The 15,072-nt window shown below is 44.1% G+C and carries 9 protein-coding genes and 1 pseudogene; 2 read left to right on the top strand and 8 right to left on the bottom strand.

Annotated features, from left to right (window positions below):
• Positions 1-68 precede the first annotated feature (68 nt).
• Positions 69-1,493: pseudogene (locus QUA90_RS28650) on the bottom strand (protein kinase domain-containing protein); the annotation flags it as partial.
• A gap of 302 nt (positions 1,494-1,795) precedes the next feature.
• On the bottom strand, positions 1,796-4,180 hold the full coding sequence (locus tag QUA90_RS28645; protein ID WP_333309181.1) for a GAF domain-containing protein: 2,385 nt from the start codon (positions 4,178-4,180) through the stop codon (positions 1,796-1,798).
• Between the two features lie 538 nt (positions 4,181-4,718).
• Here QUA90_RS28645 and QUA90_RS28640 point away from each other — a divergent pair.
• Entirely contained in the window at positions 4,719-5,501 is a 783-nt protein-coding gene (locus QUA90_RS28640) for a calcium-binding protein (RefSeq protein ID WP_333448593.1), read from the top strand.
• Between the two features lie 522 nt (positions 5,502-6,023).
• Here the strand turns inward: QUA90_RS28640 and QUA90_RS28635 are convergent.
• Both QUA90_RS28635 and QUA90_RS28630 read right to left on the bottom strand, forming a co-directional pair.
• Complete coding sequence (locus QUA90_RS28635) at positions 6,024-6,251, bottom strand: type II toxin-antitoxin system HicB family antitoxin (protein WP_333448592.1); 228 nt, start codon at positions 6,249-6,251, stop codon at positions 6,024-6,026.
• On the bottom strand, positions 6,248-6,382 hold the full coding sequence (locus QUA90_RS28630) for a hypothetical protein (protein ID WP_333309175.1): 135 nt from the start codon (positions 6,380-6,382) through the stop codon (positions 6,248-6,250). The genes QUA90_RS28635 and QUA90_RS28630 overlap by 4 nt, the downstream gene beginning before the upstream one ends.
• Positions 6,383-6,698: 316 nt before the next feature.
• Between QUA90_RS28630 and ffh the strand changes: the two genes are divergently transcribed.
• Positions 6,699-8,147, top strand: coding sequence for a signal recognition particle protein (gene ffh / locus QUA90_RS28625; RefSeq protein WP_333448591.1), 1,449 nt, complete (start codon positions 6,699-6,701; stop codon positions 8,145-8,147).
• A gap of 372 nt (positions 8,148-8,519) precedes the next feature.
• Here ffh and QUA90_RS28620 read toward each other — a convergent pair whose 3' ends face one another.
• The 4 genes from QUA90_RS28620 to QUA90_RS28605 form a co-directional block, all read right to left on the bottom strand.
• Positions 8,520-10,412, bottom strand: a complete 1,893-nt coding sequence (locus QUA90_RS28620) for an EAL domain-containing protein (protein WP_333448590.1) — start codon at positions 10,410-10,412, stop codon at positions 8,520-8,522.
• A 4-nt stretch (positions 10,413-10,416) separates the two neighbouring features.
• Positions 10,417-13,212, bottom strand: a complete 2,796-nt coding sequence (locus QUA90_RS28615) for an ATP-binding protein (RefSeq protein WP_333389244.1) — start codon at positions 13,210-13,212, stop codon at positions 10,417-10,419.
• A gap of 1,166 nt (positions 13,213-14,378) precedes the next feature.
• Positions 14,379-14,711, bottom strand: coding sequence for a Uma2 family endonuclease (locus tag QUA90_RS28610; protein ID WP_333324416.1), 333 nt, complete (start codon positions 14,709-14,711; stop codon positions 14,379-14,381).
• A 19-nt stretch (positions 14,712-14,730) separates the two neighbouring features.
• Positions 14,731-14,961: a hypothetical protein gene (locus QUA90_RS28605; RefSeq protein ID WP_333324418.1), complete on the bottom strand. Its 231-nt coding sequence runs from the start codon at positions 14,959-14,961 to the stop codon at positions 14,731-14,733.
• Positions 14,962-15,072: the final 111 nt, after the last annotated feature.

Below are 15,072 nucleotides of genomic sequence, written 5' to 3'. Positions count from 1 at the left end.
ACCGAAACTGGTCTAAACTAACTATGTTATTCTACCACAAATATAGTCTGTCTACTTACGCCGAGCTGTACTAGGGGGTGTTCTTTTTGGGCGAAAACCCGAATAAATTCTTTGAATACCCGATTGAATCGATTTTGGGATTCTACAGGGGCGAGTTCTGGGACTTCTGGCTGTTTGCCGATGATTAATTCAACTTTTGGAATTACGTCGGCAATTACTTGGCCGTCTGTTCCCACTGCTGTTAAAATTTTAGTGCGCCATATTTCTAATGAAAGTGCACTTTCTGTTAGCAATTGCCGCAGCAATGAGTTAAATGCTTGGATTAATGAGGCATAAGGAATGTTGCGTTTTAACTGGTCAAATTTGCCGCTAATGAAGTAACCTTTTGACCTGGTAATAGGTTTACTAACTTCGTTGACTACGGCTGATTTACCGATGCCTGAGTAGCCTGATACTAGCATTAATTCGCTGCTTCCTGATGGGGGCAATTTTTGTTCAAAGGTAGCTATTTTTTCTTCTGACAAATTGTTGGCTAAGCCCCCTCTTACACGTTCAAACGCTGCTAGCAATTCATTAACCTGATTTTCCCTACCGTACAATTTTTGGGGTATCAACAACTGGCTGAGAATATCTAAGCGTCCGGGGATGAAGTCGGCAATTTGTCCGTTGATTTCTAACTGATGCAAAGAAATTTCTAAGTCTGCTAACAATCCGGCCGCACTTTGATATCTATCTTCGGCATTCTTTGCCATCAATTTCATCACTATCTCTGAGATAGCGACAGGTATTTCTGAATTGATTTGATGGGGATATATTGGTTGAACTGCGATGTGGCTATAAACTATTTCTAAGGGGTCGTTGCTGCAGAAAGGCAATTTTCCTGTCAGCATTTCATATAATGTGATCCCAAGGGAATAAAAGTCTGTGCGGTAGTCGAGGGTGCGGTTCATTCTCCCGGTTTGTTCGGGTGACATATAGGCTAAGGTGCCTTCGACTGAGTTGGGATTGTTAAATTGGGGATTTTCTTTGTTGAGTTTTGTGGCAATGCCGAAGTCGGTGAGTTTTACTTGTGTTGTTTGCGAGTTAATTATGATGTTGCTGGGTTTGATGTCTTTGTGAATAATGTGATGAAAATGCAGGTATTGTAAGGCTTTGACTATTTGGATGGCGATGTTTAAATTTGCTTGCAGGCTCAAGGTTTCTCTTTCCAGCAGTTGGGCGAGGGATTCGCCGCCAAAGTCTTCTAAAACGATTCCTAATCGGTGGTCAAATGTTTCGAGACTGATGGCTTTGACGATTTGTTCGCTGTCTAAATTTTGGCGGATTTGATATTCGTGTTTGAGCCTGGTAATGGCTTCGAGGGTGGGATATTCGGCTTTGAGGACTTTGAGAATTGCTGGGGGCGCGTCTGTCGGTGTTTGTCCGCGATAGATTATTGTTTCGACGCCTTCGTGCAGAGTAGAATTTATTTGGTATTTGGATAAGGTTAACATCACTTAAGTTATAAATTACAGGAGCTAATTCTCATTAGCTTAACACTACTTAATCTTAATCTTGTGTGATTCCGATCGTGTATTTGGCGATTCCCAATCACACGGAATATACACTAAGTGAAAATGTGGGCTTGGTCGTTGATGTCAACAAACATCTTAAATGTAATCTCGGTCTTGTGTGTGAGTCCCGAATGCTTTCGCTGCAGAGTTGTTCATGGGGATAGGAGCGATCGCACTCTGTGTCAAACAGGAGGAGATGGGAGCGATCGCACTGGGTCTAAAACAGGCAATTGAACGGGTTCTCAATCGCTGACTACTGTAACTTCACAGATAGTAGCAATAGATTCCGGTTCAGGTAAAATACGCACGCGGGCGAATTTTAAACCGCTGACTCCTTGGAGTGATTCTACCATACCAGTCTGAACTTTTGGCTCTACCCAACCTTCGCGAGACAAGTAGCGCAAGTATTGTTGGTACTCTTCCCATTCGTCTTCGGTTGAATAAACTACCGTTAACATTCCTGGCTGGGTAATTCGCTCTTGTGCGTCTTTGTCAACGGCTTTTTCTATCCGCTTTTTGACGAGTTCATAGCGGATGTCGCGAGTGCCTTTGACATCAAACATTTTTTCGGTGTTTTCGTTGTGAAAAATGTCGATAGTCGTATTCTGTACTAATACTAAATGTGCGAGTTCCATGTTGATTTGAGACTCGGCTTGCAGGCGAAAAACTGTGCGGCCACAGTCGCAAATTGCTCGCAGTTGTTCGTACCGCAAACTGTGTAGGTGAAACTGGCTGAATGTGGGGTCGATCGATTTTCCTGCATAAATCATGTGATCGATGCCGTCGGTGCATTCGATGTCGCAGTAGTGGGGCAAAATTTGCTGCATTTTTTCTTGCCAGCGGGCCCAGGTTTCTTGGAGTTTGGTGCTGATTAGGTTCAACATTTGGTCGTAGCGGTTGCGATCGCTGTAAACGCAGTTGTGTTCGTTTTCACAGGCTGCTTGATAAGCTTCAACGGCTGCCTGAACCTTGGGCCCGCACTGCACAAAATAGTCAAAATATACTTCTAAATGCTCGTTTAAATACTCGGCTGCTCGCACCTCCATATCGACTGTTACTTTTTGTTTTAAATGCTCGATGTAGTCGAGCAAGTCGAGCCGCAGTTGCGCGCCGAGGTGGGTAGTTTGTGTTTGGCAAACGGCATCAGCTATGGCTAAACCTAAGCGGAATTGCTCGAGCAAATCAGTTTGAATGGCTCGGTTTCTTTCGTCGCTAGAACCGCGAATGTCCGAAATTCCGTACAGTGGATGAACGTCAGCAAATACGATTGTTTCTGGAGGTAGTCCCCAACTTCGCCTTTCTGCTTCTTGGGCGAACCGCCACTCGACTGCGGGGTGGATGTTGTGAATGTGGGTAAACCGCTCCTGGATGGCTTGCCGCAGGGCTGCAATGAAGGCGGGAATGAGTTCTTGGGCGTGTTGAGCGTCAATGCCGTTGAAGTGGTTTGGCCGATCGCACAACAGCCCCACGACACCCAAAATCCGCACCCCGCACCCCTCACGGGTGACGGATTTGACTACGAGGGGCACCAGCAGCATCGATCGAGTTCCCATTCTCCGCAAAGTTCGATCGCACTCGGTTTCGCACTCCCTACGCAAGTCTGGCACGTTCCAAACTTGATTTGCTGCTGTGGCCTTCAAAAAGTGAGAAGCTTCTAGGGAGTGCATTGAATAAAGAATCGGCTGCAAATGTTGGCCGTCTTTTGCAACTAATAGCTGTACTTGTTCGCCGTCGGGGCGCAGCAGCAAAGTGCCGTCAGCATTGAAGAGCGATCGCAAACACCGATCGATTTTCTCAAATTTGTCTGGCCGCAGCATCGAATCTTGATCGATCAATAACTGAGTCAGCCGCCGAATTTGCTCCTGCACGGTGACATCAAAACCTTCTAGCAGCAGCAAGCCTTCTACGCGATAATTATCCAACTGCAATCGAGCGGCTAAATTCTCCAGTTGATTCGGCTGCATCAGCCAAGCTTCCCGTTCCGCAACAGGCATTAATCTTAAAGAAATATCCGCAAATTCATCTATTTTTGAGTTAATTCGAGTAATTTTTAACTGTTCCGAACCCAGCCAAAATTCTATAAATCTGGATTCTCGATGTTTGGGGTTTTTTACACTCGCCGTGACAGGTTCGTCTAGCACCCGTAAACCGTCGGTGTCAATTTGATAATATTGCTTAAATACCCAGTGCAAAAGGTGGCGACGGTACAATTGTTCTGCTGTTTTGCCCCCCCAATCCTCGAACAGTTCCAGCAGAGTGAGGTGGGTGTCTGCAAACCAACCGTTGGTAGATTGAGTTCCCAAAGACATTTCCTCCCAACCCGCCAAGCGACACAATGCCGCGTTAGCATAACGCAGGGCAAAAGTTCCCGGTTCCACTACTGCGATTAAAACGCGGCGGTCGCCAAGAAATTGAAACAATCGCTGTAAATCTTGTTTCCACGTTTTCAAGGGTTCAATTTCTGAAGATTGACTGGGTACTTTGCCCGCCAAAGCTTCCAGTAGCTGTTCTATACTTGGTTCGCTGGGCAGATTGTTACTGTCTTGCTTTGTTGGGACGATATCTGTCGCTGGCAGTGATTTTACGGAGTTGTTGTTTTGATGGGAAGACGATTTAGGAGTAGACATGAGTAAAACACCTGAAAGCAGTGGATTTTGCCAAAGAATATCAGCGATCGGCGATTATGACTTTGTAAAGAGCTTATATCCTGTTTGTAAAGTTTGTGTATGGGTATCGGAAACTGGGTTTTTTCTCGGAGGATGGGCCCAGGGACTTTTACTTTTATTCACAAACAACCTCTCAGTCTCGACGTTATAGGTGATATTAACGTGTTTACTGCCTGGGGGGTAACACCCATTATAAGCGGTAGACTGTAGCGGATAGTGTCAGCAACTAATGCTATTTGACTCAAAGGCGAGATCTATAGCAGGTTTGGGTTGAATGAAGCACAGCCCTGGTAATTGGTAATTGGGAATTGGGAATTGGTAACTTATACGATCGCCTAGCCGAAGTATTGGTAATTCTAATTGACGATAGACTAGCAGGTTGCTTGTCATTAATTGAGGAAATAAAAGTTGCAGCCAAAATCCAAACATACTTGCTATTTGGCAAGGAAATAATTAAAATGTATAATACAGCTAACAGGATTTTTGAAAGGACATACTTATGGCTTTAACGGTTAACAATCTCATTGCCGATGTGACGGGATTTCCTGTATTTGCTGGGGGCGGTCCACGTCTTTTGGGCTTCGCTACACCCGATGAGATTAACGTAGGGAATGGAAATTTGTCGTCTTTTCCCTGGGGAGTTTGGGGACTGGACGGCAACGATACTATAGGAGGTTCATCCGATTCCAACGAACGTCTGTTAGGAAATAACGGCAATGATATTATCGGTGGTGGTGGCGGAAATGACATAATTTACGGCGGGAAAGAGGACGATCGCCTGGATGGAAATGATGGCAACGACGTAGTTAGGGGCGACGCCGGAAATGACCTTATCTTCGGAGGCTTCGGGAACGATATCCTGCGGGGAGGGCAAGGAGACGACGATTTAGATGGCAATGAGGGCAACGATTTCTTGGTGGGCGATCGGGGAGTTGACGTGCTCACGGGAGGCCTCGGTGCTGATATATTTGTGCTCAGAAGCAACGATGAAGCATTTGGTATAAATGGAGCCGATGTCATTACCGATTTTAACTTCGACGAGGGCGATCGTATTGGCCTTACCGACGGTTTAACAGAACTAGACCTTTTCTTTGAAGACGACAATTTGATTGCTTACGATAACGACGGAATTATCAATGACATGGTGATTGAAAACATATTTACTGGACAAATTGTGGGGGTAATTTTAAATACCAACAGCTTTGAACTTACGGGTGCATTTGAACAAGCGAGTCCGTTTGCATTGGCAGTTAATGGTTCTCAATTCCAGTTTTTAGCTTAGTTATTTGTAGGAATTAGACGGGCTATAAAGTTAGTGCCGGGTACGAGACACGGCAGTTTGGCGTAGGACACGGCACTGCCGTGTCCCTACAGATAGCGGGCAATTAATCTATACGCAACCGTACTTGGGAAAATTGATATTAAAACAGTTCTTCCTTTAAATATTTTTTAGGCTAATCTAAAAGTAGAAATTAAAACTCGGGGAAAGTTAGTAGTAGTTCCGAATTAATTACACAATATTTCTACTGAAACCCTTGCCTAGCAAGGAGTCTTTATGTAATTAATTTTGTGTGGTTACTTATATATTGTATCCGCTCAATAATTCGGGGCCGACTACCCACTAAGGAACGATTTTGCGTCATTTGACGTGCATCGTTGAGCGATTTACCCCGGATTATTGAGCGGATACATCAAAACCCACATAAAATAACTTCAAAACATCCAACTATAAAAACAATCGCCCTTCTACAGAAAAGAGCGATCGCCTGTTTTTTGGGGAAGGGCGATCGCTTCAAATCTATAATCAAGCAAACAGCAAGTTTTCTACTAGAGTTTTAGGTTCTGGGAGAGATTTATCATCTACCTGATATTCTTCACCTAAAAGCTCTAATACCTCTACTGCATTCTGCAAAGCTTCTTCGTAGGTATCTCCATGAGTGTGGAACTGCTGAGATGGAAAATCAGGTAAGTGAACTAGGTAGCAATTATCTTCCTCCGACCATTGAATAACAATTATATAAGGTAATTTCATGATTCATGTTCATCTTCTTCAATTGCTTTCAATATTCCAATTTTTCGATTAACTTCTCTCTCTAAATACAGTTTGGCATCATCGCCATCATTTCCAGCAATGGTAATTGGTTCATGATAGTAGTCAAGCATGAACCCATCTTGTATGGCTGCCTTTTGCCGAACGATAAGTAAACCCAGCTTTTAGTAGCAGGCTTTTGAGTTCTCGAATCTTTTGGGGCATAAGCAGACATAAAAATTGTCGCAAGGTGACGGAAATACTTTAATCATATTCCCGAAAGTAGGGTTTGTCCAAACGTACCCTACTACATGAATTTGAATTAGTTTCAGCATCAATCCGCGTTCCTCAGCGGTTAGAAAATAAAAACATTCAACTTTCAGCAAAACCCCAATCCAAAAACTCCCATTTAGCCTAAAATTAAAAATACTGACTAGCCTAAATTGCCCTATGTTTGAAGCCCTTGCCGATCGACTCGAATCCACCTGGAAAAAACTGCGCGGACAAAATAAAATCTCCGAGTCCAACATCCAAGACGCGCTCAAAGAAGTCCGCCGCGCCCTCCTGGAAGCCGATGTCAACCTCCAAGTCGTCAAAAACTTCATCGGAGAGGTAGCGGCAAAAGCACAAGGCGCAGAAGTCGTTTCAGGCGTTCGTCCCGACCAACAATTCATCAAAATCGTTCACGACGAACTCGTGCGTGTCATGGGGGAAACCAACGTACCCCTCGCCACCGCCGAATCCGGGCCCACAGTGATCCTGATGGCAGGTTTGCAAGGAACCGGGAAAACCACAGCTACCGCCAAACTAGCGCTGCACCTCCGCAAACAAAATCGTACCGCACTGCTAGTCGCAACCGACATTTATCGACCAGCCGCGATCGACCAATTGCTAACCCTCGGCAAACAAATCGACGTACCCGTATTTGAATTAGGCAAAGACATTGACCCCGTAGAAATTGCCCGCCAAGGTATCGAACACGGCAAACAAATCGGCATCGATACCATCATCGTCGATACAGCAGGCCGCCTGCAAATCGACCAAGACATGATGGCAGAATTGGGCCGCATCAAAGAAACAGTACAACCCCACGAAACGCTGTTAGTTGTTGATGCCATGACCGGCCAAGAAGCAGCAAATTTAACCCGCACCTTTCACGAACAAATCGGCATTACCGGCGCAATCTTAACCAAATTAGACGGCGACAGCCGCGGCGGTGCAGCCTTGTCAGTGCGACAAATATCCGGCGCGCCGATTAAATTTGTCGGCGTCGGCGAAAAAGTGGAAGCTTTGCAACCATTTTATCCCGATCGCATGGCATCGAGAATACTCGGCATGGGCGATGTCTTGACGCTAGTAGAAAGAGCGCAAGAAGAATTTGACATCGCCGATGCCGAAAAAATGCAAGAGAAAATGCTTACGGCAAAGTTTGACTTTACCGACTTTCTCAAGCAAACCAGACTGCTCAAAAACATGGGTTCCCTCGGCGGCATCATGAAAATGATTCCGGGGATGAACAAACTTTCAGACGAACAAATGCGGCAGGGAGAAGTGCAGCTAAAACGCACCGAAGCCATGATTAATTCCATGACAGTTGAAGAACGCCGCAATCCCGAACTTTTAGCAAGTTCTCCATCCCGTCGCCGCCGCATCGGCAAAGGCGCAGGCTACGCTGAAAACGACGTAACTAAGCTGGTGAGCGATTTCCAGAAAATGCGTACAATGATGCAGCAAATGAGTCAAGGCAACTTTACAGGAATGGGAGGATTGCCGGGAATGCCGGGAATGCCCGGAATGGGTGGCCCCGGAATGCAGCCCGGTTCCCGTGGCTATATGGGAGCCCAGCAGAAGAAGAAAAAGAAAAAAGATAAGCCAAAAAAAGGTTTCGGACAGTTGTAGAAAGCATCAAAATTATTGCACGATTGTCAAAAATTTGTAGGGGCGGGTCCACCAAAAATAATTGCCTAAAACCGATAATCTCGTAAACCCGCCCCACCCCCCGCGATAGTTCTTATTTAACTCTTTTATTGTTACCGAGTTCAATCTAAAAAAGCCTGTAATTAAATATGGTACAAACAATTACTCAATCAGAAATCATATCTATAGAATTGCCAAACGCGATCGGACTTCTTGTCAGTAGCGAGCAATTCGAGGCCCTAGCCTTGGCCAATCCCGGCTTGAGATTAGAGAGAAATGTATAAGGAGAGTAGGCTTTTGCGCCTTTCCTACAAGAGATTCATAAAATTTATTGTGGCTAAACTAGATGGCCTGCTAGCTTACTACCCCTACTTTTATGCCTAATAGTTCGGTTGCCTTTTCGCTGTCTACAGGCTTAGAAAATAAATATCCTTGCCCCAACTCACACCCCAACTCTCGCAGTTTCTGTAGCTGTGTTGGCGTTTCTATGCCTTCTGCCACAATATCCATACCTCGGCTGCGAGCCAGCGTCACAATTGTCTGGATAATTTCTACGCCACTGTTGTCTGAGCCAATGCGGCTCACAAAAGACCGGTCAATCTTTAAGGTATCAATGGGAAACTCATGTAAGCGACTTAAAGAAGAGTAGCCCGTGCCAAAGTCATCGATACACAACAGAATGCCTAGAGCTTTTAGCTGCTTCAACATCTTTTCTTCTCTGGATACTGTTTCCAAAATGCAACTTTCAGTAATCTCTAGTTTGAGACGGTAGCTGGGAAAGCCAGTCTGCTGCAAAATCTCCTCAATTCGATTGAGTAGGTTTGCTTGCTTGAGCTGCACGGGGGAAAGATTGACATTAATCGCCAAGGGTGGTGTTTGGGGAAACTGTTGCTGCCAAATACTAATCTGGTGACAAGCTTCCTGCAAAACAAACCACCCCAATTCATTGATCAAACCAGTTTCTTCAGCCACAGGGATAAACTCAGCAGGCGGGTAGATGATGCCAGATGGGTGATGCCATCGCACCAAAGCTTCAAAGCCACTCAGTTGCCCCGTAGAAAGGGAGACAATTGGCTGGTAGTGAACGCAAAATTCTTGTAGCGCCATTGCCCTTCTCAAGTCGTTCTCCAACTGCAAGCGCGTCATCGCCACAGTTTGCATAGCTGGATCGAAAATTTCGTAACGCCCTCTACCTTGAGCTTTAGCATAATACATAGCGATATCCGCATCTCTGAGTACGTCTTCTGGGCGATCGTAACCCATTGTGCTAACGATAATTCCAATGCTGATCTCGGTAAATACTTCATAATCATTCAAATTAAACGGCTGCCTTAATTGATTTTGGATGCGTTCAGCCACCCTGTTTGGTTCATCAATATCTTTAATATCTTCCAGCAAGATCACAAATTCATCTCCTCCAAACCGCGCAACTGCATCTGTGTGGCGTAAACAAACTTGCAGTTGACGAGCAACGCTTTTTAGTAATTCATCCCCAACCAAATGTCCGAGGCTATCATTCACTACTTTAAAGCGATCTAGGTCAATAAATAGCACCCCATATAGATAATCTTCATGTCTGTACGACAAGTCGATCGCCTGTTGCAGCCGATTCATAAACCAAGCGCGGTTAGGCAAACCAGTTAGCGCGTCGTGAAAAGCATCATGTCCTAATTTTTCTTCTCTTTCCAACAACTGAACTTGAGCCTGTTGAAGCTCGTTGCAGGCTTCTCTAAGTTCAGCCGTTTGAGAAGCCACCCGTTCCTCTAACTCAGAAGTGAGTTTCTGCAAGGCCGCTTCCGCCTCTTTTCGCGCTTCAATTTCCTGTTTGAGAAGCACATTTTGCTCTTCCAGGGTCTTAGTCAAATTTCGCAGTCTCAGGTGTAGTTGCACGCGGGCTAGGACTTCTTCTTGCTGAAAGGGTTTGGTAATATAATCTACTGCCCCCATTGACAGACCTTTAACCTTATCGACGCGATCCGTAAGAGCTGTCATAAAAATCACAGGGATATCTTTCGTTGCTACCGATGCTTTTAAGCGGTAGCAAGTTTCAAAGCCATCCATCCCCGGCATCATCACATCTAACAATATGATATTTGGCGAAACTTCTTGTAACTTCTCAATAGCACTTTCCCCATCCTTAGCTACTAAAACCTTGAAGCCTGACTCCTTCAAAAAATCGAACAGAAGTTTGAGGTTATTCGGGTTATCGTCAACAATTAAAATTACATTGTCTTTTTGGTTAACCATTTTATTAGCCCAAATGTTTTTTTACAAAAGCTAGTAGTTCTTTTTCTTCAAAATTTTTGGCAAATTGCAAGATTTTATTAGCAAAGGGTAGATAGTTGCCGTCTATCTGCTTGAGTCTATTGGCTTCCTGCTCAACCACTTCAATATCGCCGATCCGAGCCGCATTAAACAGCGCTACCAGCTCTGCTGATGGCGGTATCACAAGCTCATCACTCTGAACGTTTAATAAATCCGTGAAACCTTCCTGGCGTGCGATCGCCAAATCCGCAGGGTGGTCGTAGATCCATTCTATTTGTAAGTAATTTTTTAAGACTTCTAGCAATTCTTCTACTTGGATAGGCTTTGCTAGGAACTCGTTACAACCTGCTTCGTGGCTATTTTTCCGATCGAATTCAAACACGCTGGCGCTGGATGCTATCAATATTACATCCTTAAACTCTGATGACTTTCGGAAGCGCCGCGACATTTCAAATCCATCCATTACTGGCATCACTAAGTCTGTAATAATCAGATCTGGTTGAAAATCAATGGCTTTATTTAAACCCTCTTGTCCATTACAAGCTTCCATGATTTTAAAACCTAGTGGTTCTAAAAAAGTTCTAATAAAACCTCGATTTTCTAATCGATCGTCTACTAACAAAATTTTATTTTTAGTTCCTTTAAAACCCCTTAAATTAATTGAAGTAGTTAGCGAAGTTTGCTCAATAAATTCAGAGGATTGAGTCAACTCTAAATCAAAGGAAAAACTGCTGCCTTGACCCAGTATACTTTCGACTTTTATTTCGCCTCCCATCATTTGAACAATTTTCTGTGCGATCGCTAATCCTAACCCAGTGCCTTCTGCCTTCTGCTGGCTATTTCCGACTTGTTCAAACGGTAAAAATATTTTTTCTAACTGTTCGGGTGCCATTCCAACCCCCGTATCTTGGATATGGAAACGAATTTTAGTAAGTTGTGATTGGTCGGAGTCTTCCCCCGTACCTATTACGCCTACCTTAAAAATAACACCTCCTTTTTCTGTAAATTTAATAGCATTGCCCAAAAGGTTAATCAAAACTTGGCGCAGTCGTTTTTCATCAGCACTTACAGCGTTAGGAAGTTGATTTAAAGCTTGATAACTAAATGTAATGTCTTTTTGTTCAGCTCGGATGCGGCACATTTCCACAACCCCGATCAAAAAAGAAGAAAAATTAAAACTTGAGCTGTAAAGTTCCATTTTACTGGCTTCAATTTTAGAAAGGTCTAAAATATCGTTAATCAGCGTAAGTAAGTGCGAACCACACTGGTGAATAATGTGGATAGCATCTTTTTGTTTAGGAGTGGTAGTTTTATCGCGTTCCATAATTTGAGAGTATCCTAGAATTCCGTTCAGGGGTGTGCGGAGTTCATGGCTCATGTTGGCGAGGAATTGGCTCTTGGCGTGGTTAGCACTATCAGCGGCAATTTTTGCCTCTTTTAGCTCAATTGTTCGTTCTTCTACTCGATTTTCTAGCTCGGAGTTGGTCTTTTCTAAAGCAGCAAAAGACTCGCGCAATTGCTGTGCCATTTGGTTAAAAGATTGAGCCAGACTTCCCAGTTCATCTATGCCATTTACCTCTACTTTTTGGTCTAATTGACCGCTAGCGATCGCTCTACTCGCTCTACTCAAAAGAAAAATAGGATGGGTGATCCAGCGGGAGGCGAGGATTCCTAACAACGTCGCTAGCACTAACCCTAAAAGGCAGAGTAAGATAGTGCTGCGGGTATTGGCATTGATTTCCTCCATAAAGTCGGCTTCTGGAACGACTACAACAATCAGCCAATCAAGACCTCTACCATCTTGGAATGGGGATACTTGCACGAATTCCCGCTGACCATCTAGCATGAAGTCTAGTTGCTGGTTGCTGTCTATTTCGGTAAAGTTACCAAAGCGTTCTATTAAATGTTGCGCTGTTCCCTGTATCAAAGGCACGCTGCTTTCAATCGCTTTTAATCTTTGCGTTTCTTGGCGATTTTGGCTGCTGATAAAGGGCTTCTCGGCGGTGGAAGAAGCCACTAGCAATCCCGATCGTTCGATGATGAAAGTCTTTCCCGATTTACCAATTTTTAAAGTTTGCAGAAAGTCGCCGATTTTTGAGAGAAACAGATCGGTACTTACAACTCCTCGAAAAATGCCATTTTGGTCGTAAACAGGTTGGCTAGCGGAGATTCCTAGGCTAGGTTGAATATAATATTGATAAATTTTATTCCATTGGGGTTTACCTGCAACTTTTGCGGCTTTATACCAGGGTCGAATGCGGGGATCGTACTCTGGGTGGGTTTCCTTAAACTGAGTCGGGTTGCCCTCTTTATCTGCCCTGATGATCGTATTAATGAAATTAGTAGATCGATCAGTTATTTCAACAACAACACTGCCATCATCCTTATATCCAGCACCCGCATATTCTTTTCTTTCCCCTCCAAAACTGATGTAACTAACTGTGGGAAATTGCTTGAGCTGCCAGTAGAAGTAGCTTCTCATAGAACTCATATTGTCTGGATTCCACAACCCAAAGCGGCCAATGGCGTCAACGCTGATGGCATTGACCAAATGGGGCGTTTCCAAATAAGTGTTTAGTTGTTGATTGATGCGGGCGAGTACCTCCGTTCGTAATTGGCTAGTAACGTTGTTGACGGCAGTTTTGCCGTTGCGTAGCGAGAGCCAACCTGTCAGTCCCACAGCGGCAAAGATTTGCAGGACGAATGGTACGACTAACACAAGGCGCAGCGGGATTTTTTGAGGGCTTTTTGCAAGTTCATTCTCACTTGCGATCAGTGTCATGGCGGAGTCATTTTAGTATTTGGATTATTTCAATAACAACAGTCGCTCACCCTTGGTCATTTAAAGTCAGCTCTAGGGAAATTATTGATTCCGTCTCTCTTGAACGCCAATTGGTTTAATGATATCTTATGGTTGAATAACCGGGCTGAAGTGCGCTGCTAATACTGATACAGTTTGCCAATTGATGAAAAAAAACAGCTCCCCCATTTGAGACGGCATCTCCATAAATGTCAAATGTGCTATATTTTGCTTGGGGTTGTAGTGTGAGCCTACCTGCCGATTTCAGGGATATTGAGTACACCTTCATTGACTTCTAGGTCTTGACCTCAATACTAATTGATCTAAGCATACAATTATAGTCATGACTTACGAACTATAGGGTCTGAAACCATGCTTCCCCGTGCTGCCCTAAAAAAGGGGGAACTTGAAAGCCCTCTTGGAAAAAGGGTTTGGGGGTTCTATCCGTAAGTCTTAAGCTTACGCCAGCTAAATTGCGCTTTTTTTTTCAAGGGGTTCTCTGACCCGTGGCACAAGGATTCTCAAATAGAGGAAATGGGAACCTAGATGCACAATAACTTAATAGTCTATCGTGCATACTGCCTAAACCAACCCTAAACTCAACACTTTGACGGGGTGACAAGCAGGTTAAAAGCAAAGCTGCGTCAAGGTTTTGAGTTGATTGACCAAGCAAAAAGATCTTTGCGGGCGTGATATAATTTCCGGTTACACTCATACATGATGTTGATGGTTGACTGTTGACTGTTCACGGCGTCAACAGTCAACCGTCAACAGTCAACAGTGAACTCGAATTTACTATTCCGATGCTAACGGATTTGATATGAGTTAATAAAAGAGAGTGGCGAGCTCCCTTGAATCAGGTTCAAGGCGAGCTTGGAGGATCTTATGAGTCAATCAGCCTGTCCATAATCCCCTATCTTTTTTGATACTCAGGGGCTTTAATGCTTTTACCATCAAGGTTTCACAGGCGTTGTCACCCCGCCAAGTATTTTTACTTACTACTGTCTCGGACGATCGACTTCGCTCCGCTCTTGCAGTGTATGCTGCCCGTTGGGATGTGTTGTAGTAAGGAACTTTAGTTCTTAGTAACTAAAAGGTTTAAGAAAAGGCAGAAATCATTATTACAAAATTAATTGCACAATCAATTTCTATTGAATAGCTTGCCTGAATTCCCGCATTGCCTGAAGGTGATTTTCAATATGGATACACCGGGTCAATAATACAATATCTAAGTCTGGCCGAACTTGAGAGCGATCGACCTCTGCATATCCATCTTCGCCCAACGAATACAAACGCAGCCTACCATTTTCCCAAAACCAAACTTCAGGAATTTCGAGACGTTTGTAAGCTTCCAACTTGTTAATACCGCCGCTAGTCACCACCACTTCCACCGCCACATCAGGAAATTCTCGATTAGCCCCTAATTCGTAAGACAAATCCGCTTCTCGCTTCACCATTCCCGTTTCACTTTCCAGCGTCACCGAGCCAGTTGGCGTAAAATCAATTCCCTGCGCATTCCAAATACATATCCACCAGCGTTGAAATCCGCTGTTTGGCAGTTTGGTGTTTTCTTCCAGGCATACGTCTAATCTCCAATACCCCATCTAAAAACGACAGCTTCACCCCCGGACGCGAGAGCAACTCTTCAACAGCCTTAAACTCTCTCCAACTCAGCTCGTCAATTAAGATAGGTTCATCGAGTCCTTCTAACTTTTCTAAAGTTGTCGTCATCCCAACCCCTCCTTACTCAATCCAATCTTAATTATATAGTAATTTCAAATAAATGTGAGACAAATGCAAGATGATGTAAAATTAAGAAAAATTGTTAACTCGGAGCCGAAA

The sequence above is a fragment of the Microcoleus sp. D3_18_C4 genome, assembly GCF_036702355.1.
Classification (GTDB): Bacteria; Cyanobacteriota; Cyanobacteriia; order Cyanobacteriales; family Microcoleaceae; genus Microcoleus.
This window is presented reverse-complemented; position numbering and strand designations above follow the sequence as displayed.